General features: G+C 70.7%; 17 protein-coding genes, 2 tRNA genes and 2 pseudogenes. 10 read left to right on the plus strand and 11 right to left on the minus strand.

Annotated elements, in window-relative coordinates:
• Position 1 precedes the first annotated feature (1 nt).
• From ddaH to ATL42_RS00590, 5 genes and pseudogenes are all read right to left on the minus strand, one after another.
• Positions 2 to 922 (minus strand): annotated as a pseudogene (ddaH, locus tag ATL42_RS00570) (dimethylargininase); the annotation flags it as partial.
• A 26-nt stretch (positions 923 to 948) separates the two neighbouring features.
• Positions 949 to 1,437 (minus strand): SRPBCC family protein, encoded by a 489-nt coding sequence (locus tag ATL42_RS00575; protein WP_098453690.1) that lies wholly within the window; start codon positions 1,435 to 1,437, stop codon positions 949 to 951.
• A 1-nt stretch (position 1,438) separates the two neighbouring features.
• A complete protein-coding gene (locus ATL42_RS00580) occupies positions 1,439 to 2,155 on the minus strand; it encodes a hypothetical protein (RefSeq protein ID WP_245861910.1) in 717 nt (238 codons plus the stop codon).
• Positions 2,156 to 2,198: 43 nt separating this feature from the next.
• The gene (locus ATL42_RS00585) at positions 2,199 to 2,729 is read right to left on the minus strand and encodes an OsmC family protein (RefSeq protein WP_211281753.1); all 531 of its coding nucleotides are present in this window, start codon (positions 2,727 to 2,729) and stop codon (positions 2,199 to 2,201) included.
• A gap of 25 nt (positions 2,730 to 2,754) precedes the next feature.
• Entirely contained in the window at positions 2,755 to 3,885 is a 1,131-nt protein-coding gene (locus tag ATL42_RS00590) for a GNAT family N-acetyltransferase (protein WP_098453692.1), read from the minus strand.
• Between the two features lie 104 nt (positions 3,886 to 3,989).
• Here ATL42_RS00590 and ATL42_RS00595 point away from each other — a divergent pair, with 104 nt between their 5' ends.
• On the plus strand, positions 3,990 to 4,334 hold the full coding sequence (locus ATL42_RS00595) for a zinc ribbon domain-containing protein YjdM (RefSeq protein WP_098453693.1): 345 nt from the start codon (positions 3,990 to 3,992) through the stop codon (positions 4,332 to 4,334).
• 17 nt (positions 4,335 to 4,351) lie between these two features.
• Here ATL42_RS00595 and ATL42_RS00600 read toward each other — a convergent pair.
• Positions 4,352 to 4,427 (minus strand) — tRNA-Arg (locus ATL42_RS00600).
• 513 nt (positions 4,428 to 4,940) lie between these two features.
• Between ATL42_RS00600 and ATL42_RS00605 the strand changes: the two genes are divergently transcribed.
• Both ATL42_RS00605 and ATL42_RS00610 read left to right on the plus strand, forming a co-directional pair.
• A complete protein-coding gene (locus ATL42_RS00605; protein ID WP_098453694.1) occupies positions 4,941 to 9,290 on the plus strand; it encodes a hypothetical protein in 4,350 nt (1,449 codons plus the stop codon).
• Positions 9,291 to 9,296: 6 nt separating this feature from the next.
• Entirely contained in the window at positions 9,297 to 9,539 is a 243-nt protein-coding gene (locus tag ATL42_RS00610; RefSeq protein WP_143556658.1) for a hypothetical protein, read from the plus strand.
• Positions 9,540 to 9,683: 144 nt separating this feature from the next.
• Here ATL42_RS00610 and mscL read toward each other — a convergent pair whose 3' ends face one another.
• Positions 9,684 to 10,151 carry a large conductance mechanosensitive channel protein MscL gene (mscL, locus tag ATL42_RS00615; RefSeq protein WP_098453696.1) on the minus strand — a complete coding sequence of 156 codons (468 nt, stop codon included), beginning with the start codon at positions 10,149 to 10,151 and terminating at the stop codon, positions 9,684 to 9,686.
• A gap of 98 nt (positions 10,152 to 10,249) precedes the next feature.
• A complete protein-coding gene (locus tag ATL42_RS00620; protein WP_098453697.1) occupies positions 10,250 to 10,996 on the minus strand; it encodes an SAF domain-containing protein in 747 nt (248 codons plus the stop codon).
• A gap of 107 nt (positions 10,997 to 11,103) precedes the next feature.
• Between ATL42_RS00620 and ATL42_RS16880 the strand changes: the two genes are divergently transcribed.
• Positions 11,104 to 11,376: a hypothetical protein gene (locus ATL42_RS16880; protein ID WP_342748145.1), complete on the plus strand. Its 273-nt coding sequence runs from the start codon at positions 11,104 to 11,106 to the stop codon at positions 11,374 to 11,376.
• A gap of 62 nt (positions 11,377 to 11,438) precedes the next feature.
• On the opposite strand, the pseudogene ATL42_RS16885 reads toward ATL42_RS16880, so the two are convergent.
• Positions 11,439 to 11,567: pseudogene (locus tag ATL42_RS16885) on the minus strand (FmdB family zinc ribbon protein); the annotation flags it as partial.
• Positions 11,568 to 11,745: 178 nt separating this feature from the next.
• On the opposite strand from ATL42_RS16885, the gene ATL42_RS00630 reads away from it, so the two are divergent.
• The gene (locus ATL42_RS00630; RefSeq protein ID WP_245861913.1) at positions 11,746 to 14,502 is read left to right on the plus strand and encodes a penicillin acylase family protein; all 2,757 of its coding nucleotides are present in this window, start codon (positions 11,746 to 11,748) and stop codon (positions 14,500 to 14,502) included.
• Positions 14,503 to 14,517: 15 nt separating this feature from the next.
• On the opposite strand, the gene ATL42_RS00635 is transcribed toward ATL42_RS00630, so the two are convergent.
• Complete coding sequence (locus ATL42_RS00635) at positions 14,518 to 15,153, minus strand: 5-formyltetrahydrofolate cyclo-ligase (RefSeq protein WP_098453699.1); 636 nt, start codon at positions 15,151 to 15,153, stop codon at positions 14,518 to 14,520.
• A 171-nt stretch (positions 15,154 to 15,324) separates the two neighbouring features.
• Here ATL42_RS00635 and ATL42_RS00640 point away from each other — a divergent pair, with 171 nt between their 5' ends.
• The 5 genes from ATL42_RS00640 (at position 15,325) to ATL42_RS00660 (ending at position 20,099) form a co-directional block, all read left to right on the plus strand.
• Positions 15,325 to 16,575, plus strand: coding sequence for a molybdopterin molybdotransferase MoeA (locus tag ATL42_RS00640; protein WP_098456221.1), 1,251 nt, complete (start codon positions 15,325 to 15,327; stop codon positions 16,573 to 16,575).
• A gap of 2 nt (positions 16,576 to 16,577) precedes the next feature.
• Positions 16,578 to 17,312: a GNAT family N-acetyltransferase gene (locus tag ATL42_RS00645; RefSeq protein WP_098453700.1), complete on the plus strand. Its 735-nt coding sequence runs from the start codon at positions 16,578 to 16,580 to the stop codon at positions 17,310 to 17,312.
• 421 nt (positions 17,313 to 17,733) lie between these two features.
• Complete coding sequence (locus ATL42_RS00650; protein WP_143556659.1) at positions 17,734 to 18,612, plus strand: hypothetical protein; 879 nt, start codon at positions 17,734 to 17,736, stop codon at positions 18,610 to 18,612.
• 89 nt (positions 18,613 to 18,701) lie between these two features.
• Positions 18,702 to 18,777 (plus strand) — tRNA-Ala (locus ATL42_RS00655).
• A 227-nt stretch (positions 18,778 to 19,004) separates the two neighbouring features.
• Complete coding sequence (locus tag ATL42_RS00660) at positions 19,005 to 20,099, plus strand: fatty acid desaturase family protein (RefSeq protein ID WP_098453702.1); 1,095 nt, start codon at positions 19,005 to 19,007, stop codon at positions 20,097 to 20,099.
• Positions 20,100 to 20,174: 75 nt separating this feature from the next.
• Here ATL42_RS00660 and ATL42_RS00665 read toward each other — a convergent pair whose 3' ends face one another.
• Positions 20,175 to 21,845, minus strand: a complete 1,671-nt coding sequence (locus ATL42_RS00665) for a dolichyl-phosphate-mannose--protein mannosyltransferase (protein WP_098453703.1) — start codon at positions 21,843 to 21,845, stop codon at positions 20,175 to 20,177.
• Positions 21,846 to 21,854: the final 9 nt, after the last annotated feature.

Below are 21,854 nucleotides of genomic sequence, written 5' to 3' on the forward strand. Positions count from 1 at the left end.
CTCAGTCCAGCCCTGCAGCGCCGGCGAGGCCGTCAGGGCCGCGCGCAGGCCGGATCTCCAAGGTGCAGCACTTCGCGCCACCCCCGCCGAGGACGAGCTCTGACGTGTCGACTCCCACCGGCTCGTACCCCCGCTCCGCAAGCTGACCGACGAGCTTCGTCGCCAGCGGGTTGAGGACCACGTGATGACCGTCGCTCACCCCGTTGAGGCCGAGCACCACCGCATCGGACTCGTCCGCGATGACCGCGTCCGGGTAGAGGCCCTCGAGCACCTCGCGGCTCGACGGAGAGAACGCCGCCGGGTAGTACGCGACCTGACCGGCCCGCGCTCCGCCCTCGGTGCCCTCGAGCCCTGTACCTCCCTCGGTGCCCTCGAGCACGATCAACGCGGTGTCCAAGTGATAGAACCGCGGGTCGACGAGCTCGAGCGTGACGAGCTCGCGTCCCCAGAGCTCCGCCGCCTCGGCATGGGCGGCCACGTCCGTGCGGAAGCCTGTCCCGGCGAGGATCCGTGGGCCGACGGTGAGGATGTCGCCCTCGCCCTCGTTGCGCTCACGGGCGTCGTGCACCGTGAAGCCGTGGTCGGCGAACCAGCGCAGGAACGCCGGGCCCTCAGGCTGGCGCTCGGGGTGCGTGAAGCGCGCGCCGTACACGACACCGTCCACGACGGTCGCGCCGTTCGCCGAGTAGACCATGTCCGGGAGCCCCTCCACCGGGTCGATGTACTCGACCGTCGCCCCGAGATCGAGGTACGTGTCTCGCAACCTCTCCCACTGCTTGACGGCGAGAGCCGTGTCGACGGGCAGGTGCTTGTTCATCCACGGGTTGATCTCGTAGCTCACCGTGAAGAAGTCTGGGCGGCACATGAGATAGCGGCGGCTCTGCGGGGTGGTCATGCGGTGGGCCTCCCGGGCGTCGTGGGTTCTGCGTTGGCTGAGAGTACGCCGTGCTAGCCGCGCGCGGCAGCGGTCGCCGCGATCTCGCGGCTGACGGCGCGCAGCGCGTACCGGAGCATGAGCACGAGAAAAGGGCCCACGAGGACCCGCGTCACGCGTGCGGGAATCGGGCCGGCGAGGTGGACGTCCTCCCACCACGTGATCTGGGACGTGCGCGCCGTCGGGCCGGGGGTGACCTCGATGCCGGCGACCCCGGCGAGCAGCGGGCCTGCCTTGCGAAAGGTCGTCGACAGGGTCGTCGAGGCTGTCCCGATGAGGTCCGTGACGATCATGCGGTCGACGATGCCCGGCGTGCTGATCATCGTGAACCGGGCACCGCGGGGGAGCGGGCCGGGAGGCGCGACGGGAAACCTGCCGTGGGTCAGGGGGATCCAGCGGTCGTGGTTGCGGACGTCCGCGACGAGCGCGAACGCGTCGGCCGCTGGGAGAGGGACGGTCACCGACGCCGCGAAGCGCAGGGCTCTCGACCGTTCGGAGGGCACGTCAACGCTCGATCGTGACGCGCTGCGAGGCGTCGTTGATGACGGTCGGGCGGACGAACGCCGGCGGCGGCGGACCGAACGCCTCGGTGGCCTGCTGGACCACCGTGCGAGCGAGCGCCCGACCGCCGGCGATCCCGATCGCGGCACCGATGCCGAACGGGATGACCCGCCCGACCATGAGGGAGCCCTGCTTGACCACCTGGCGCTTGATGAACCGCTTCGCCAGGACGCTGTTGACCTGCTTGATGGTGCTCTGCGGCATCGTCGTCAGCAGCGCGGTACCCCACGCGGAGACCGACTTGCCGGACGCGTCGGCGACCGTCTGCGCCCCGGACTCGCCGAGGACGGTCGCGAGCAGGAGCGCGCGCCGCCGCTCGATGTCGTTCACCTCGATCCCGTGCACCTCGGCGACGGCGAGGGCGTAGGCGGAGGACGACGCGAAGAACGTCGCGACGTCGCCGCTCGAGAGCACCAGGCTCACGCCCGTGCCCACGCCGGGGACGGCCGCCGCGGCACCGACGGCGCCGCCGGCGCCCTGGAGGACGAGCGCGTACTCGCGGCCGAGCAGCTCGATGATGCGGGCGGGGCTGGCCTCGGGGTTGCGTCGACGCAGCGAGTCGACGTGGCTGCGGACCCGTGCCGTCGGCAGAGCGACGGCGCGGTCGATCGCAGCGTCGATGATCGGTGTGCGGGAGCTGCCCCGTGTGATGATCGCCAAGGACTCTCTCCTGTGCTCGTGCGGTGCGACCGGGGGTAGAGCGTCAGGCCTCGGACGACTGGGCGTCCACGGAACGGTCGGCACCCGTGACGGACTCGATGTGCAGTTCGACCGTAGTGCCAGCCGTCAGAGTTCGCCCGACGGTGCACGCCTGGTCGATGGCGCGCTGCACCACGGTGAGGAGCCGCTCGGCGGCCGCCGGCTCGAGCGCCGAGAGGTCGACCTCGAGACGCTCGACGAGGGTCGGGTAGCGCTCCTCGGCGGCGTCCTTCGCGCCTGAGACGCGGATGACGGCGTCGTAGTCGTCGCCGAGCCGACGAGCGAACGGCACGTCCGAGGTCAGGCCCGTGCAGCCGGCGAGTGCGATCTTCAGGAGCTCGCCGGGCGTGAAGGTCTCGGGGGCCTCTGAACCACCGATGTGCACGACGCCACCACGCTCTGAACGGCCCGTGTAGAGCCGTGGGCCGGTGCGCTCGACCCAGAGTGCCGGCTGAGCCGGTTCGTCCATTCCTGGCGCGGTCGTGGGCTCTGAGGGCTCGGAGGAGGCTGAGGGCTGGGTGCCTGAGTCGGTCATGCGGCCGATTCTCTCATCGCCGGTGTCAGAGGTCGCGCGACCACCGCGCCTCGATGCTCGTCGACCGAAACCCGAGGGCGTCGTTGATCGCGAGCATCTGGGCGTTCTCGGCAGCGTTCCACGTGTGCACACGCTCGGCGTCAGGCCGTGCCCGTGCGACCTCGGCCATGAGCGACGTCTTGACGAGCATCCCCAGGCGTCGACCACGGTGCTCGCGCAGGACGAGCGTGTCGCACTGGAACACGACAGCAGGGTCGTCGACCGGGAACACGACCTCGGAGTAGGCGACGAGCGAACGGCTCGTCACGTGCTCGGCGGCGACCAGCACGCGCCCCTGCCCGCGCTCGCGGAGGTCGACCGCGGTCGCGAGGACGCGGGCGGCGTCCCACGGGTCTTCTTCGACGACGATGTCGCCGGACGGCATGTCCGTGCTGATGCGGGTCTTGAGCGTCGCGACGCTGTCGAGGTGCTCGGGCGGGATGTCGAGGTGCCACACGTGGACGCGGTAGTCGCTGCCTGCTGCCTCGACAGCACGGTCGTGCAGTCCTCCGAGCGTCTCGTGCGGCACGGGAAGGTCGAGGACCGAGTGGCGGGCCACCTGCACGAGGCGCAGGCCCTGCGCGATCGCGAACCGGGTCGAGTCGTGGTCGAGGGGGACGCTCCCGGGCCCGGTCGGGGGCTCGATCGTCCCCGGACCGGGGGCAGGCTCGGGCGAGTACGTGACGTCGGTCAGCAGGAGCCGTCGGCCCGACGCCCGTGCGACGTCGACGACGGCCTCGGCCAGCGCGCGTCCGATGCCCTGGCGCCGGTGCTCGGGGTGCACCTCGACGATGACGCGTGCTGTGTGGACGTTGCCCACCTGGGGGAGCAGGACCATCGCATGCCCGACGACAGCGTCGGCCGTCCGGGCTCCGGGCGCGACGGCGACGAGGCGCCGGACCTGGCGGTACGCGGGGGTGAGCATCGTCGCGCGGGCACCCGCGGCGTCGATCGCGAGATTGGCGTGGCCGTGGTTCTCCAGCGCGCAGGCGCGCGAGACGGCGGCGACGCCGTGCAGCGGCCAAGCATCGGGGGTGTCTAGCACCGCGGGGACGGTCGCCTCGACGATCTCGACCGGAGGGACGGTGGCAGCGTGGGGGCTCTCAGAGGGTGGCATCACGATGATCCTCGCGTGCCAGCTGGGTGGTCCGCCAGTCCTTTTTCGCCTGGGTGCATCGAGCACGGGCCCAGGCGGGGTCGCAGCCTCCGTACGATGGCGCCATGACCGACGTCCTGCCCCCGTGCCCTGCCTGCTCGAGCCCCTACACCTACGAGATGGGGGCGCTCCTCGTGTGCCCGGAGTGCGCGCACGAGTGGTCGCCAGAGCAGGTGGAGGAGACCCCGGAGCGCGTCATCAAGGACTCGGTCGGCAACGTCCTGGCCGACGGCGACACCGTGACGGTCGTCAAGGACCTCAAGGTCAAGGGCAGCGCGACCGCCATCAAGGTCGGCACCAAGGTGCGGGGCATCCGCCTCGTCGACGGGGTCGGCGACCACGACATCGACTGCAAGGTCGACGGCTTCGGACCGATGCAGCTCAAGTCGAGCGTCGTGAAGAAGGTCTAGCAGGCCGAGACAACGTCTGGTGCGCCCGGGCAGATTCGAACTGCCGACACCCGCTTTAGGAGAGCGGTGCTCTATCCCCTGAGCTACGGGCGCGTGAGCGAGTCAAGGCTACCTGACCAGGTCTGGGGTCCTGACGGCCGCGCTCGCAGGGTGGACCGAGGTGCCCGGATAGCGGATATCCGCTGGACTGGTGCCCGTCGAGGAGCGCGCGCGAGCCTCGAGGTTTCACCTACTGGAGGTTATTGACCATGGGTATTTGAACGTGCATACTTTATTTCGACAGCGCGTGCCGCCTGCCCCCCTGCGCGGCACGCGCTGTTCCTGTACCCGGTCCCCGTGTCTTCCCGGAGCGACCGCCCCCCGCCGGTTCTCGGCCGTCTGAACGGCCACCCACGTCGTGCGCTCTCCGCCGACCGGGGTGAAGTCGCCCGGATCACGTTCACGCATCCGGCGCGTCAGAGTCCCGTTTCTCCCCCTGGCCGCTAGCGTTCCAAGGTGACTGTTCCCGATCGCGACAAGCAAGCGGGTCCGCGCGGTGCTACGGCGGACGGATCACGACCGCCCGAGCGCACCACACCACAGCCGTCCACGGAGGGACACGCCGACATGACCACCGACGCAGCGGCGAGACTCTCACCAGCCGAGACCGACACGTCCGCGGGCGCCAGCGCCCGCACAGGGGCCGACGCCGCAGGTCCGACCCCGCCGTCCGTCGTGCGCACACCGACGACGACCGAGCTCGTCGCCGCCGCGGTCGAGAGATGGCGCGCCACGCTCGTCTCGCTCGCCGGCGGGTCCACGCTCGCAGACATCGGTCTGCTCGGCGACGCCGTCCTCGACCTCACCGCCGCGCACCCGTCGGGCATCGCCCAGCTCTTCGCCGGGCGCAGCACCCGCCTGGCCAACATCTTCCGCGAAGGCGGCTCGCTGCCCGTCGCGCGCCGCCGCGCCCGCGCCGTGGCCCAACGCTCCCAGGAGCAGGCCGAGCGCTACGGCATCGCGCCCACGTACCTCGCCATCGGCATCGCCACCTGGACCGAGTACGGCACCGACGACGCGAGCGACGACGTCGCCGCCCTCGCCCGCGCCACCGGCAGCGGGACCGTCAGCCACGGGAGCGGCGGCGTGTACGACGACGTCGCCGTCACCACCACCCGCGGACACGGACGCACCGTCCGCGCACCCGTGCTCCTGCGACCCATCTCCATCACCGCACGCGGGGGAGGAGAGTCCGACTACGAGCTCACCCTCGAGCCCACGGCCGAGATCAACCCCGTGCTCTCCCGCGCGCTGCGCTCACGGGGCGCGCTCCTCGACCCGACAGCCCTCGCCCGCGGCGCGTTCACCGGGTCCGGGTTCGACCCCTCGACGGCCCTCGACCGCATCAACGCCCTCGGCAGCGCCGTCCTCAGCAACTTCAAGCTCGCAGACCGCCTCCTCGTCGGCACGTTCGTCCACCCCGGCCAGATGCTCGTCGACGACCTCGACGATCTCGCCGCAGGGCTCGAGCGCCACGAGATCATCGCCGCGCTCGCGGGCGACCAGGCCGCCATCGACTCGCTCAGCCACCCGCTGGCAGCCGCCCGCACGGGCGACGCCGAACCGAACATGGAACGCGGCGTCGGCGACCTCGACCCCTCCGGCCGTCAGGTGCTCGACGCCCTCGCCACCGGCAGCCACCTCTTCATCGACGCCCCCGTCGGCGCCGACTCCACGGCCGCTGTCGCCGCAGTCGTCGCCGAGGCCGCAGCCATCGGTCGCAGCGTCCTCTACGTCCCCGGGCACCGTCGCGCCGCCGACGCGCTCACCGCCCGCCTCACCGACCTCGGCCTCGACGACCTGATCCTCGACGTCACACCGAACCCGAGCTGGCGCACGATGGTCTCCCGCCGGCTCCTCGGCGCGATGACCCTCGAAGCACCCCACGTCGATGCCGCCGCGATCGCCGACCTGCGTCTCCAGCTCGTCGAGACCCGCACCCGCCTCACCCGCATGATCGACGGGCTCCACCAGTCCCGCGAACCGTGGGGGATCTCCGCCTACGACGCGCTCCAGGCCCTCGCGCGGCTCACCGCCGAGCACCCCGCACCGGGGACCACCGTCCGTCTCGACGCCGCGACCGTCGCCCGGGTCGGGGCCATCCGTCCCGCTGTCGGCGCCGACCTCGTGCGTGCCGCGTCCCTCGACGCCTTCGCCCTGCGCCCCGCCTCGACCCCGTGGTTCGGTGCGGACATCGTCCGTTCCGCCGACGCGGACGCGGTCGTCGCTCGCATCGAGCGCCTTCTCGACGTCACGCTCGTCGACCTGCGCCAGCACATCGAGACCGTCGTCGACGACACCGGGCTCGTCTCCCCGCGGACCATCACGCAGTGGGGCGAGCAGCTCCGCATGCTCAGCGGCATGCGCTCCACGCTCGACGTCTTCCAGCCTCTCGTGTTCGAGCGGACAGCCGACGACCTCGTCGCCGCGACCGCGACCCGTCAGTGGCGCACCGACCGCTCCGTCGAGATGAGCGGGCTGCACCGCCGTCGCCTCGTCAAGCGCGCCAAGGACATGGTCCGCCCAGGCACCCGCGTGACCGACCTGCACAGCGCGCTCCTCCAGGTCCAGACCCAGCGCGAGGCGTGGTCCGCCCACTGCCCCGGCGGCGGGTGGCCCCGCCTGCCCGAGGGGCTCGCCGCCATCGAGGAGACCTACGAGTCCGTCCTGGCGGACCTCGCCGAGCTCGACACCGTGCTCGCCTCGACCCCTGGCGGCGCCGGGCTCGCGACGATGCCCCTCGGCGAGCTCACCGAGCGCCTCCAGAAGCTCCTCGACGACCAGGCCGCGCTCCTCACGCTGCCCGACCGGACGACCACCCTGCGCCACCTCACGAGCCTCGGTCTCGGCGAGCTCCTCGGGGACCTCTCCCGCCGTCGTGTCGAGGCCCCCTTCGTCGAGGCGGAGCTCGACCTCGCCTGGTGGAGCTCGGTGTTCGAGCAGATCCTCGCCGCCGACCCATACCTCGCCGAGGTCGACGGCACGAGCATCGAGGCTCTCGCTGACCGCTTCCGCAGGCTCGACCGCGCGCACGTCGACTCGCTCGGCGTCCCCGTGCGGGCCGCCGCCGTCCAGCAGCTCCATGGCTCGTTGCGCGACAACCGCGACCAGGCCGAGGGCCTGTTCGCCCAGCTCGTCGAGGAGCAGCTGACGAGCGTGCGCACCGCCATGGACGACTTCGGCGACGTCATGCGCAAGCTCCGTCCCTGCTTCGTCGCGACGCCGACCCTCGTCCCGCACCTCCTGCCGGCGCACCGCACCGTCGACCTCGTCATCCTCGACGCGGTCCAGCACCTCCCCGTCGAGACCGTCCTCTCAGCGATCGCCCGCGGTCGTCAGGTGCTCGTCGTCGGCGACGCACGCTGCGCGTCCGGCGAGGCCGTCCGCAGCCTCTCGGCGCTGCTCCCCACCGTCGCGCTCGCCGGCGACGCCTCGCGGCGCGACCCGATGCTCACGTCGTTCCTCGTCGAGCACGGCTACGACGGCGTCCTGCGACCGATGCCGCTGCCCTCGGCCGAACAGCTCGTCACCTTCGACACCGTGCCGGGCGCGGGGATGCCCGACTCCGTCTCGGGGGCGGTCGAGTCCACGCAGGTCGAGGTCGACCGGGTCGTCGACCTGGCGATCAGCCACGCGCTCGACCGGCCCGAGGAGTCGCTCGCGATCATCGCGGGATCGCGCGTCCACGCCGACCGCATCCGCGAGGCCGTCCTGTCCCAGGTGCGCCAGAACCCGGCCCTCGGTACGTTCTTCGACTCACGGCGCGCCGAGCCTGTCGTGGTCGCCGACCTCAAGGGGGTTGCTGGCCTCAGCCGTGAGGCCGTGATCTTCTCGGTCGGTTTCGGACGGACCCCGCACGGTCGCGTCCTCCACCGCTTCGGCGAGATCTCCGGACCGACAGGCGACGCGCTCCTGCTCAACGCCATCGGCGTGACGCGCCGACGGCTCTCCGTCGTCAGCTGCTTCGGAGCGCAGGACCTCGACCCCGGTCGTCTGCGCGGAGCCGGAGCACAGCTGCTCGGCGCGCTCCTCGACTTCGCTGAGAACCGTCCCACGGAGATCGGCGCCGAGCGGATCGATCTCTCGGCGAGCCGGCCGCACCCTGACCGCCTCGTCATCGACCTCGCCGAGCGGCTGTGGCGCACCGGCCTGACGGTCGAGACGCAGCACGGGACCCCGGGCGGCGAGCAGATCCCGCTCGTCGTGGGTCACCCTGACCTCCCGGGTGAGCTCCTCGTCGCAGTCCTCACCGACGACGACGCCTACACCGACGAGCGGAGCGTCCGGGTCCGTGACCGTCAGCGGGCGGAGCGGATGGAACGCCTCGGCTGGCACGTCATCCAGGTGTGGTCCGTCGCGCTGTTCCTCGACCCGGAGCGCCAGGCGAACCGGGTCCGCGAGGCTGTCTTCGCGATCGAGGCGCGTCGCCGGGCGCAGCGCCAGCCCGTGACCGGCGCGCTGCCGGTCGTGGACCCCGACGGCTCGAGCATGCTCGACACGCTCGTCGGTGATGACGCCGACGCCGCCGGACAAGACGACCTCGTCGACCCTGCCGCCCCGGTCAGGACGGTAGCGGTCGACTCTGCGGCCGCTGTTTCCGACGGACCTGGTGCTGCCGACCGACCCGGTGCTCCCAGCGAGCCTGCCGGGCCGGGCACCCCGCCCGCGGGCGGGGCGTTCGGTCGGGACGACGTCGCTCTCGAGCGTGGACCGCGTCCTGAGGTCGAGGCCGGGCTGCCCATCGCTGCTTATGGCGACGACCAGCTCGACGAGCTCGCCCTGTGGATCACCGCGGACGGTGTGGCTCGCGATCACGAGCAGCTGGGCCGCGCGCTGAGAGCCGAGCTGGGGATCACCCGTCGCAACCACCGCGTCGACACCGCCGTCGCGAACGCCGTCCACCGTCTGCTCGGCTAGGCCGCCGTGACTCACGAGGACGCCGAGCCCTTGGGCGCCGACGCAACGACCCGCGCCGACGAGTCGGAGCAGCAGCCGGAGCCGCAGCCACGACGACGGCACCGCCGGGTCGTGCGGAACGGGTCGGAGCACGAGGCGGTGTCGGGGCTGAGTGCTGACGAGGGCTCGACCGGCTGGTCCGAGACGCCGGGAGACGTGATCGACTCGAACGACGCACGCCTCACGAGGGACGTCCCGCCGCACTGGTAGCCGGTCGTCCGCGGACGAACGGTCACACGACAGCAGGGGCGAGACCTAGGTCTCGCCCCTGCTGTCATGTGCGGGGTCGCACGGGTCGTGCTGCCGTGCGGGTGCTGCTGGGACTACAGGTGTCGCTGCGGGAGCTGCTCGATCTCAGTAGCCGACCGGGGGTGCGGGCGGTGCTGGCGGCGTCGAGGGGCCAGCGGTCGGGTGCGACCCGCCGACGGACTTCTGTGCCTGGAGAAGATCGCGGATCTGCTGGAGGAGGAGGACCTCCTCGGCCGGTGCCTCGGGCTCCTCGACGAGGCCACGCTTGCGCAGGCTCTGGAGGTGGTTGATCGGGACGACGACGAAGAAGTAGAGCGCTGCGGCCACGAACAGGAAGTGGATGACCGCGTTGAGGACGAGACCGAAGCTGAAGAGCGCGTGGTTGATCTCGAAGCTCATGGCATTGGAGAGGTCCCGTGCACCGAAGACCGCTGCGATCAGCGGGGTGAGGAGACCTTCGACGAGGCTGGTGACGACGGTGGCGAACGCGCTACCGATGACGATACCGACGGCGAGGTCGATGACGTTGCCGCGCATGATGAACTCTTTGAAGCCGATGATGACGTTCTTCACGGATGTCCTCTTTCTGGGGGGCGAGGAGCGGTGCGCTCTGAACCTGGCAGCCAGGTCGAGTGAGCCGACTGCCGCGGCTCTGCAGGGCGACGCTCGGTTCAGTGGACCAGGACTGCGCTGATGGCACTCCAGCCGGCCATGTTAGCAAGCGAGGCCGCCTCGTCTGGAGAGACTGCGACGAGGACCAGATCGGTGGTTTCTCCCGATTCCGCCGCGCCGAGCGACAGCACGCCACCGTCCTCGGTCGCGGAGCCGGAGCGGGGCACCGGCTGGACGACGGCGCCGCGTGCGAGGTAGGTCCCGGGGACCGGCTGGCCGAAGCCCTCCGACGAGGCGTCCGTCGAGGGGCTCGCCGTCGCAGGTGCGAGCAGGTCCACGCGCATCCCCGGCTCGAGAAGGACGGCCAGCGCAGGTTCCGCCAGGCGGACCGCCGCGATGACGGTCCCTGGCGGGGCCTGTGCGGCGAGGTCGGTGCTGAGCACCGGTGTGCTGAGCACCGTGCCCGGAGTGACGTTCACGGCGACGGTCCGTCCGACAGCGTCGTGCTCGTCGCGCAACGCGTCGGGTGGGATCGAGTCCGGCGGGCCGGTGACCGTCCGGACGTCGGCGGACGTCAGCGAGGTCCCGGCCGCGACGGCCCGGTCGGCGACGACCATCGAGGCGACCTCAGGGCGTGCCGGACTCAGCTCGTGGACCGTGACTGCGGCGGCGCTGCCGAGCGCGAGGGCGGCCAGCGCGAAGCGCAAGCGCCAGGCGAGCGTCCGCAGCCGTCGTCTGACCCGCGGGTGAGCAGGTGGTGCCGGTGCGGTGCGTGGGCCCGTCCGAGACGGGGAAGAGGGGGTCATCCGTGCACGCTAGGCACGCTGCGCATTCTGCTGCCGCTACCCGCCAGGTGCTCGTGAAGAGCCCGGCGCTGGCCTGCCCTGTGGGCAGGCTGCTAGCCCATCAGGTCGTGGCTGATGCCGCGGGCTTGGACGTCGACGACCCAGACGAGCTGCTCCCGGACGAGGCCGACGACCCGCTCCCTGACGACCCGCTGCCCGACGAGCCGGAGGTCGAGCCTGAACCGGACGAGTCCTTCGAGCCGGACGAGTCCTTCGACCCGGACGAGCCCGACGACTCCGTCGACCCCGACGACGACTCGTTCGTGCTGGAGCCTGACCCGTCCTTCGGAGCCGCAGACGACGAGGAGCCCTTCTTCGAGGCCTTGTTGTCCGTGCGGTAGAAGCCTGAGCCCTTGAACACCACGCCGACCGGAGAGAACACCTTGCGCAGGCGGCCCGCGCACTCGGGGCACACCGTCAGCGAGTCGTCGGTGAACGACTGCTGGATGTCGAAGCTGTGGCTGCACGCCGTGCAGGTGTAGGCGTAGAGAGGCAACGAAACTCCTCGGAACCGGTAGGGGTCGGAGCGCACCGCGTGTTCGGGGGACTGGCCCCGGCGGGACTGGTACCAGGACTGGCACTCGCGACAACAGAGTGCCAATCATACGTCGGGCCGGATGATCACGGAAGCGGGTCCCACGGGCGTCGCGCAGGTGGTCAGATCAGGTCCTTGTGCGCACATCGACGCCAGGACCAGTTAGTCTCGCAGCGTGTCCCGTCGCCATATCATCCTGCGCCGCTCTCTCGCCGGGGTCGCGGCCCTCGTCGTCCTCGTCCTGGTCATGGCGGTCGTCGCCGTCGTCGTGATCACCCGACAGCCCCTGCCCAGCACCAGCGGAGAAGTCTCTGTGCCCGGCCTCGGCGCGGACGTCCGCGTCGTGCGCGACGAGGAGGGGATCCCGCACATCTACGCTTCGACGTCGGCCGATCTCTTCATGGCCCAGGGCTACGTCCAGGCGCAGGACCGGTTCTTCGAGATGGACTACCGGCGCCACGTGACCTCCGGACGGCTCTCCGAGCTCGTCGGCGACAACCCCGACGCCATCGAGGCCGACAAGGTGATCCGGACGCTCGGCTGGCGCGAGGTCGCGGAAGCCGAGTGGGAGCTCATCGACGCCCAGACCCGCGCCTACCTCACGGCGTACGCCGCCGGCGTGAACGCTTATCTCGACGGTCGGAGCCCCTCCTCGATCGCCGTCGAGTACACCGTCCTCGGTACCCAGGTCACGGTCGAGGCCCCCGAGCCGTGGGACCCGGTGGACTCGCTCGCCTGGCTCAAGGCGATGGCGTGGGACCTCCGCGGCAACTACGACGCCGAGCTCGGCCGTGCGCAGGCGTACGCGAGCATCGGCGACGTCGGACGCGTCAACCAGCTCTTCCCTGCCTACCCGCAGGACATCAACCCGCCGATCCTCGACGAGCCGACAGCGGGGGCGAACAAGGCCGCAGTGGAGGCCGCCGCAGCGGCAGAGGCCCAGAGGGTCGCCGACGAGGCCGCAGCCGCTGCAGCAGCCGAGACGTCGTCGTACGGCACGCGCACGATCGCGTCGACAGCGACGCCAACGGCGGGCCAGGACGCAGACACCGTGACGGCGACGAGCTCCTCGGTGACCGCTCCCGAGTCGTTCGACCTCACCGAGGCCGCATTCAGCGAGGCGGTTGACTCAGCCGCTGCGGCCATCGACGCGGTCCCCGTGCTCGTCGGTGACGGCGAGGGGATCGGATCGAACTCCTGGGTGGTCTCGGGTGCGCTCACGGACACCGGGAGCCCTCTCCTCGCGAACGACCCGCACCTCGCGCTCGGCGCCCCGAGCATCTGGTCCCAGGTCGGGCTCCACTGCAACGAGATCACCGCGCAGTGCCCGTTCGAGGTGAGCGGCTTCTCGTTCGCCGGGTTCCCCGGCGTCGTCGTCGGCCACAACTCCTCGCTCGCCTGGGGCATCACCAACCTCGGTGCAGACGTCACGGACTTCTTCCTCGAGCGGACCACAGGCGACACCTACGAGCGCGACGGCGAACAGGTCCCCTTCACGACGCGCACGGAGACGATCAAGGTCAACGGCGGCGAGGACATCCAGCTCGAGGTGCGCTCGACGGTGCACGGACCGCTGATCTCGGACGTCCTGTCCGTCAGCGGTGTCGACCGGACACCCGTCGAGGCGCCGCTCACCGACAGCATCAGCCAGGCGTTCTCGGCGGAGACAGAGACGACCTTCGAGGTCGCGCTCGGCTGGACGGCTCTCGAGCCCGGGCACACCGCCGAGGCGATCTTCGCGATGGACCTCGCGAAGACCCCGGAGGACATCCGTGCGGCGGCCGAGAAGTTCGAGGTCCCGGCGCAGAACATCACCTTCGCGACCGTCGACGGTCACATCGGGTACCAGGCGCCCGGAAAGATCCCGGTACGAGCCGCGGTCGCCGGCCCGGTCCCGTCCGACGGCACGTGGCCGCGACCCGGCTGGGACAGCCGCTACGACTGGCAGGGATACGTCGACTCCGCCTCCATGCCGTCGGTCCTCGACCCGGCCGAAGGCTTCATCGTCGCCGCCAACCAGGCGGTCGGTCCCTCCGGCGCTGGTCCGTACCTCTCCAACGACTGGGACTACGGGTACCGCTCCGAGCGCATCCGCGAGATGCTCCAGCAAGACATCGACCGCAACCGCAAGATCAGCTCCGCCACGATGGCCCGGATCCAGTCCGACACGTACAACCCGTACGCCGAGATGCTCGTGCCCACGCTCCTGGAGCAGGACATCGAGAACACGTTCGACGGTGACGGCCAGGACCTGCTCGTCGACTGGGACTACCAGCAGACGGCGGACTCGGCTGCCGCGGCCTACTTCTCGGCCGTCTGGGTCGAGGTCCTCGCCCTGACGTTCGACGACGAGCTCCCGGACGAGGCGTCTCCCACGGGTGGCAGCCGCTGGCTCGAGGTCGTCCGGACCCAGCTCGCAGACCCGACGAGCACCTGGTGGGACGACCGGTCGACCGTCAACGTCGTCGAGACCCGCGACGAGGTGCTCACACAGGCGCTCGTCAAGGCGCGCGAGTCGTTGACGATGTCCCTGGGGCGTACGGCCGACGAGTGGCAGTGGGGCAAGCTGCACCAGCTCAAGCTCGAGCACCCGGTGCTCGGCGGCGACTCTGTGCCGGCCCTCGTGCACCGCATCGTCAACCCGTCGCCTGTCGAGATGGGCGGTGGCTCGTCCATCGTCAACGCGACCGGGTGGGACGCGTCCTCCGGGTCCTACGACGTGACGACGGGACCGTCGATGCGCATGGTCGTCGACCTCGCCGACTTCGACCAGTCGACCTGGGTCGTCGTCACGGGGGCGTCAGGACACCCGGGGAGCGCCCACTACGACGACCAGCTGGAGACCTGGGCTGCAGGGGAGTCTTACTCCTGGCCGTTCACCGCGTCGGCGGTCTCGGCCGTCAGCGAGGACGTGCTCACGCTCAAGCCGTGAGCACGTACCACTCGCTCACGCCGTGAGCAGGTACCACTCGTGCGGGGTGGCCAGGCCGTGGACCGGCCGGTCGTGGTCTTCTTGCGGGAGCGGCCGGCTCGTCACGTCGTAGATCTCCTCGGGGAAGACGAGCGCGATGATCTTGACGTCCGGACGGGCGTGGGCGAGCGCGCGGTCGTACCAGCCGCCGCCCTGTCCGAGCCGGTTCCCTGACGAGTCGACGGCCAGCGCGGGTGCGATGATCACGTCGGCGAGCTCGAGCGCCTCGGGGCCGAGCGACGGGGTGCTGGGCTCGGGAGGCCGTCCCGGGGCACGCTGCAGCAGGTCGTCCGGGCCGGCGTACTCGGCCCAGTTGCGCTGCAGGCCGGCGCCGAGGACCGGGAGGAGGATGCGCTTGCCGAGCGCCTGGAGCTCCTCCATGAGGGGCGTCGTGCCGGGCTCGTAGGGCCGCGAGGCGTAGAGGCCGACGCAGTGCGCGTCGAGAACCTCGGGGATGGTGAGCACCACGTCGGCGAACATCCGCGCCGCCTCGGTCCTGCGTCGCTCGCTCCGGGTCTCCCGTGCGCCGCGGATCGCTTGACGAAGAGCGATCTTCGCCTCCTCTGCGTCGAGGGGATCGTGGACCGGGTAAGGCTGTAGTGGACCGCTCATGGTCAAAGTATCTCAAAGAAATGGTGCGCTCGGTCTATCGCCACGACGAGCGGGTGAGCAGCACCCCTGGACTAACCTGAGACCCATGAGCGGTGGAGCGAGCGAACGACAGAACGTCACGGTGCGAGGCAGCGAGCCGAGCGGGTGCGCCGGACGGGCGGTGGCGCTCTCGTGAGGAGCGTCCAGGACCAGCTGGCGGCGGTCCTCGCGATCGCGCGTCCTGTTCCTGCTCTCGACGTGGTCCTCACCGACGCGGCCGGGTGCATCCTCGCGACCGACATCGTCGTGACGGAGGACGTCCCGTCGCGCCCCGTCGCGACGTGCGACGGCTACGCCGTGCGCGCGGCCGACGTCGCCGGAGCGAGCAGCGCGTCGCCCACGGTCCTCCCCGTGGTGCACGACGTGTGGTCCGCCGCCGACGAGCCGTTCCGTCTCGTGCCCGGTCAGAGCGTCCTGGTCGGCTCGGGCGTCCCCATGCCGATCGGCGCGGACGCGCTCGTGCCGGTCTGGGCGACGGACCGCGGTGGGGCGAAGGTGCGTGTGAGCTCGCCGTTCGGGGTCGGCGCCAACGTGCGCGCGGCCGGCGCGGACGTCCGGGCCGGTGACGTGGCGCTCAGCGCGGGGACGCGTCTCGACGCCCGCCAGCTCGCGTTCGCCGCGAGCCTCGGGTACGCGCGGATCCGCGTGCATCCCGCCCCTCGTGTCGTCATCTTGCCGGTCGGCGACGAGCTCGTGCAGCCTGGGTCGTCACGGCCCGGCGTGTTCGACGCGAACGGGCCCTCGTTGCGGACCGCGGTCCAGGACACGGGGGCGGTGGCGATCCAGGTCGCCCCGGTGAGCGACGACCAGGCCGCGCTGCGCGACGCGATCGAGGACCAGCTCGTGCGAGCCGACCTCGTCATCACGACCGGCGGTCTGAGCGAGGGCTCGCGCGACACGCTCAAAGACGTGCTCGCCCCTCTGGGCACCGTGCGGTTCGACCATGTCGCGATGATCCCGGGGCGCAACCAGGGCTTCGGCACCCTCCATGCGGGGATCGGGAGCGGCCCGGAGCGTCCGGGCGACACGATCCCGGTCTTCTCGTTGCCGGGGCACCCTGTCGCTGCGCAGATCTCCTACGAGGTCTTCGTCCGCCCTGCGCTGCGCGCGATGGCCGGGTACTCGGAGATCTACCGACCGTCGGTGGCCGCGCACGCGTCGGTGGGGTGGCGCAGCCCGGCGGGGGTCCGCCAGTTCGTCCCTGCGACGCTCGTCGGCTCGCCGGACGAGGGATATCACGTGACGCCGGTCGGGGACCCCACCCGGCTCGACGAGCTCTCGGTAGCCGGTCTCGCCGGGGCGAACGCCCTCGCGGTCGTCGCGGAGGGCGACACGGAGGTGCGGTTCGGCGACCGGGTGCACTGCCTCGTGCTCGAGGGGTGAGCATGAACCTCTTCCGTCGCTCCCCGTGGTGGCCCGTGACCCTGCGCGACGACAGCCGTGCCGGGTCGCCGAGCGACGCCGTGATCCTCAGGCCTCTCACCCGAGCAGACGAGCGCGACTGGCTGCACCTGCGCGCCCTCAACGCGGAGTGGCTCGGGAAGTGGGACGCGACGACCCCGGAGATCGAGCCCGACGGGCTCGTCGGACCCGCCGTGGTGGTGCAGGCTCCCCGTCGTGGCAGGCCGATCGGGCCCGTCCTGCGCGCACCGCGCTTTCCCGAGTACGTGAACATCCTCGAGACGGCTGCGCGCGACGGCTCGACGCTGCCGTTCGCCATCGAGATCGACGGCGAGCTCGTCGGACAGCTGACGGTCTCCTCGATCACGTACGGGTCCTTGTGCTCGGCGAGCATCGGGTACTGGGTGAGCGAGCACGTCGCCGGCCGCGGCATCACCCCGACCGCGGTCGCGATGGCTGCGGACTACTGCTTCTTCGAGCTCGGTCTCCATCGGATCGAGGTGAACATCCGCCCGGAGAACGCCCCGAGCCTGCGGGTGGCGGAGAAGCTCGGTCTGCGCGACGAAGGGCTGCGGAGGGGATACCTGCACATCCAGGGCGTGTGGCGCGACCATCGTGCGTTCGCTCTCACCGCCGACGAAGTGCCGGAGGGCCTGCTCGCCCGGTGGCGTGCCGCTCCTCGCGCAGGCACCGGCGTCCTGCGTCATGACGCCCGCTAGCGCGGACCGAGCGTCATGAAAGAATCATAAGGATGTAACTTGCACCCTCGACACACCGTGGCGCGTCCATGGGTGGGTCCGTCGCCTCACCTACCGTCGAGGAGTGGACTCACCAGCCGGCATCGTCGTCCTGGCAGCGGTCGGTCTGTGGTTGGCCTATCTGGTCCCGCACAGGCTCCGCCAACGGCAGGAGATGTCGGAGTCGAGGGTCGACGACCGATTTTCTGGGCGTCTTCGGATTCTTGCGGTCGCTGCGGCGACCGTGCAGAGACCGAGGAACGGCCACCGGGTGGCGACGATGGCTGTCGCTCACCCGTCGCACGGCGACTGCCTGTTGTCGAGCAACTCAGCAGCACCGCTCTTGACCCCGCCTCTCGGGATGACCACGAGGCCGCAGCACCAGCCGGAAGGAGAGCAGGACATGGAGCGACCACAGACCCCGATCACGCAAGGGCTTGCTGTGCGTGAGGCCCTCCACGCGCGCCGAGCGGCCGCTGCTCGACGCAGGGCTCTGCTCACTGCCGTCCTCCTTGTCCTCAGCGTGGTCGCCGGTGCCCTCGCAGGCTTCTCCGTCATCAGCCCGTGGATCGTCCTCGCCCCGGCTGTCTTGCTGGGGACGGTGCTCGTCCTCGGGCGCAAGGCTGTCGTCGGGAACCAGCGGGCCGACGCCGAGTGGGAGGCGCGGGAGCACGAGCGGCGCGCCGCACGGCCTGTCGCCGGGCACGGCCCGGTCCGGCCCGGTCCGGTGCGCCACGCCTCGGGCCGCCCTGTCGCTGCTGTCCGCCCCGCCGTCACCGGGCACGCTGTTCACGCGTCGCAGTCGCACACGCAGATCATCGCCCGCGTCCGCGCGGTTCCTGGACCTGCCGCCCAGGGAGCCGGACCTCGACCGCTCGACAGCGACGAGCCTGCGGCGGTGAGCCTCACGGGCCTGCGCGCTGTGGACAGCACGGCTGTCGCGCAGAAGCTCGGCGTACCTCGGGTGCACGAGACGCCGTCTCAGGCTGCTCCCGTCGCTGCTGCTCCGGCTGCTGCGAAGGCGGAGCCCGAGGAGGAGTGGGCCCCGGTCCCGGTGCCGCGGCCCGTCTACACGATGAAGTCTGCTGCTCCTCGCTGGGAGCCTGCGCCGCTGACGGCCGAGCTCCAGCAGGTCACCGAGGCGCGTCGGGCACAGCTCGCCGAGGACCACGAGGTTCCGCCGGTCTCGGCTGTGCGCCGGCACGAGGGAGAGCCTGCTGTCGACAGCCTCGGCGTCAACCTCAACTCGGTGCTCGCGCGCCGCCGCGCCGCCGGCGAGTAGGACCATCGCTCCGGCGGTGCTAACCTGGTTATCGCTTCGCACGGACGGATCCTCGGATCCGGTCGAGCAGGCGGTACGTGCAGTTCAGAGGGGCTATGGCGCAGCTGGTAGCGCGCTTCGTTCGCATCGAAGAGGTCAGGAGTTCGAATCTCCTTAGCTCCACCACACAAGGCGTCCCCGTGAGCAACAGTTCACGGGGACGCCTTTTTCGTGTGGTGCTCCGCTGTTCGTGCCTCGTCTCCGGGTAGCCAGGCAACGACATCGCAGGTCTGCGCGCACACCGTTCCCCAGCGATAGGGGGGCTGTCCCCCTGTTGGTGGCCAGGGCCGGAATCTAGGGTGGTCGAAAGTCGCCGGACCCCCTGGCGATCCCCCGATGATGAGCGGACGGTTATGACGGCAAGCAGCGCGGTGATGGAGCACGACGGCACGACGTCTCCTCGTGAACGCCAGGTCAGCGACTTCGCAGCACTGACGCGGACTGTCCAAGAGACCGGGCTCATGCGTCGGCGCTACGCCTACTACTGGGGACGCTTCGCGCTCCTCGTCGCACTGCTCGCGGCGTCGGTGGCAGCGATGGTCCTCATCGGCGACTCGTGGTGGCAGCTCGCCGTCGCCGCCGGTCTGGGCGTGCTGTTCACCCAGTTCGCGTTCCTCGGCCACGATGCGGCGCACCGCCAGATCTTCCGGTCTGGTCAGTGGAACGACTGGGCGAGCCTCGTCATCGCGAACCTCTTCGGTGGGATGAGCTACGGCTGGTGGCTCCACAAGCACTCGCGCCACCACTCGAAGCCGAACGTCATCGGCACCGACCCGGACATGCTCAACGGCGTGCTCACGTGGGAGACCGAGTCGATCACGGAACCGAAGAAGGGCGTCTGGGCGTGGCTCGCAGCCCGTCAGGGCTACTGGTTCTTCCCGCTCCTCTGCCTCGAGGGGCTCAACCTCCACGCGAACGGCATCAAGACGATCTTCGGCCGCGGACCGGTCAAGCGCCGTGCCATCGAGATCACGTTCGTCAGCATCCGGCTCGTCGGCTATGTCGCAGTGGTCTTCCTCCTCATGCCGGTCGGGATCGGCTTCGCCTTCCTCGCCGTGCAGCTCGGCCTCTTCGGGTTCTTCATGGGTGCGTCGTTCGCCCCGAACCACAAGGGCATGCCGATCGTCGGCCCCGACGTCAAGATCGACTTCCTGCGCCGCCAGGTCCTCATGAGCCGCAACATCACCGGTGGCCGATGGGTCGACCTCTTCATGGGAAGCCTGAACTTCCAGGTGGAGCACCACCTCTTCCCGAGCATGCCCAGCCCGGCGCTGCGGGCCGTCCGGCCCATGGTCCAGGAGTTCTGCGCAGAGCGCGGCATCAAGTACACCGAGACGACGCTCGTCGAGTCGTACGGCATCGTCGTGCGCTACCTCAACACGGTCGGCCTCGCGGCTCGCGACCCGTTCCAGTGCCCGCTCACCGCGCAGTTCCGCTCCGCACGCTGATAGACGAGCGCTGATAGACGAACAGGGCGGGGCGCCTCCACGGCGCCCCGCCCTGCTCGTCTGCCCTCGGGCGTGCTACACCCAGCTGCCGAGCCACATGTGCGCCTGCCAGAACTCGTACGGCACCTGGATCCCCGTCCAGACGGGGTAGAAGAACGCGCTCACGCCGACGAAGACCGCAAGGAGCGCGCCGGTCGCCCACAGGCCCAGGCGCCGGCTGCGCGGCGCGTCGCCGAGCCGCTCCCAGCCGGTGACGACGAGGTACCCGATCGCGAGGTACATCCACGGGGCGAACGCGATCGAGTAGAACGTGAAGATGGTGCGCTCGGCGACGAAGAGCCACGGGACCCAGCCGGCCAGGATGCCCGAGAGCACCGCAGCGGCACGCCAGTCGCGGTAGCGCAGGAGCGCCCAGACGGCGAAGACCAGCGCGACGGTCGCGACCCACCAGATGAGCGGGTTGCCGATGGACGTCACAGCACGGGCGCACTCCGACGCCGTGCAGCCGTTCTCGCCGAGCGCCGACTTCTCCCAGTAGAAGGACGTCGGCCGCAGCTGGAGGAGCCACCCCCACGGGTTCGACTCGTACGTGTGCGACTTGACGAGCCCGGTGTGGAAACGCCACATGCTCTCGTGGTAGGCCCACAAGGACCGGAGCGCCTCGCCCCAGCCGGTGAGGACGTCTGGCATCCACGACGGGTACGACCCGCGGTTGAGCGTCCACCACGTGCGGTCGTAGGAGGCGGAGTGCGCGAACCAGGACGACCACGACGCGAGGTAGGTCAGCACGGTCGTGGGGATGACCAGGGTGACAGCAGGGACCAGGTCCTTGAGGAGCGTCCCGACCAGCCACGAGCGCACGCCGACAGCACGTCGCGCGGCAGCGTCCCACGAGACGGACATGATGCCGAAGACGGCGACGAAGTACAGCCCTGACCACTTCGTCCCGCAGGCGAGCCCGAGAGCGACGGCCGCAGCGAGGCGCCACCAGCGCCACCCGACGGTCGGCCCGTACCGTCCGAGGCCTGCGCCAGAGTCGATCGCGGCTGCGGCACGCTCGGCCAGCCGCCGTCGTGCCCAGGAACGGTCCGCCACGATGCAGGCGAAGGCGACGAGCACCCAGAACATGACGAAGCTGTCGAGCAAGCCTGTCCGTGCATGGACGATCGCCGCACCGTCGATCGCGAAGAGCCCACCGACGATCACGCCGATCGCTGTGGAACCGAAGATCCGTCGCGCGGTCCGAGCCAGGAGGAAGACCGCGACGATGCCGACCACCGCGGACGCGAGGCGCCACCCCCACGCGTTCTCCGGCCCGGCCAGCCGCATCCCGAGGGCGATCATCCACTTGCCGACAGGCGGGTGGACCACATAGTCGCCCGCGGTGAGGTGCCCCGACTGGTCGCCGTTCTCGAACGCGAAGTCCGACCCCTCCGGCCAGTCGGCCTCGTAGCCGAGCGTGAGCAGGGAGTAAGCGCCCTTGACGTAGTACGTCTCGTCGAAGACGAGCGTGCTCGGGAACCCGAGGTTGACGAGGCGCAGGATCGCAGCGAGCAGCGCGACGAGGCCCGGCCCTGCCCAGGACCAGAACCGGTCGCGGGAGGTCGAACCCAGCGCGAGGGCGCGAGGAGTGAAGAGAGCACCGAGGAGCCGCTCGTGCGTCGAGACGACGGGTGGGTCGTCGCTGTCGCCCGAGTCCGCAGTGACGTCGGTGGGTGTCGCATTCGTCGCACTCACGTCGGCCATCGTAAGCGA

It is taken from the genome of Sanguibacter antarcticus (assembly GCF_002564005.1).
GTDB lineage: Bacteria > Actinomycetota > Actinomycetes > Actinomycetales > Cellulomonadaceae > Sanguibacter > Sanguibacter antarcticus.

Excerpts from the sequence above, each read along its gene's own strand:
- ATL42_RS00645 (WP_098453700.1), top strand. The coding sequence starts at position 16,578 with ATGAACCTCTTCCGTCGCTCCCCGTGGTGGCCCGTGACCCTGCGCGAC.
- ATL42_RS00665 (WP_098453703.1), bottom strand. The coding sequence starts at position 21,845 with ATGGCCGACGTGAGTGCGACGAATGCGACACCCACCGACGTCACTGCG.
- ATL42_RS00635 (WP_098453699.1), bottom strand. The coding sequence starts at position 15,153 with ATGAGCGGTCCACTACAGCCTTACCCGGTCCACGATCCCCTCGACGCA.
- ATL42_RS00620 (WP_098453697.1), bottom strand. The coding sequence starts at position 10,996 with ATGACCCCCTCTTCCCCGTCTCGGACGGGCCCACGCACCGCACCGGCA.
- ATL42_RS00660 (WP_098453702.1), top strand. The coding sequence starts at position 19,005 with ATGACGGCAAGCAGCGCGGTGATGGAGCACGACGGCACGACGTCTCCT.
- ATL42_RS00585 (WP_211281753.1), bottom strand. The coding sequence starts at position 2,729 with ATGACCGACTCAGGCACCCAGCCCTCAGCCTCCTCCGAGCCCTCAGAG.
- ATL42_RS00605 (WP_098453694.1), top strand. The coding sequence starts at position 4,941 with ATGACCACCGACGCAGCGGCGAGACTCTCACCAGCCGAGACCGACACG.
- ATL42_RS00650 (WP_143556659.1), top strand. The coding sequence starts at position 17,734 with ATGGAGCGACCACAGACCCCGATCACGCAAGGGCTTGCTGTGCGTGAG.
- ATL42_RS00595 (WP_098453693.1), top strand. The coding sequence starts at position 3,990 with ATGACCGACGTCCTGCCCCCGTGCCCTGCCTGCTCGAGCCCCTACACC.
- ATL42_RS00590 (WP_098453692.1), bottom strand. The coding sequence starts at position 3,885 with ATGCCACCCTCTGAGAGCCCCCACGCTGCCACCGTCCCTCCGGTCGAG.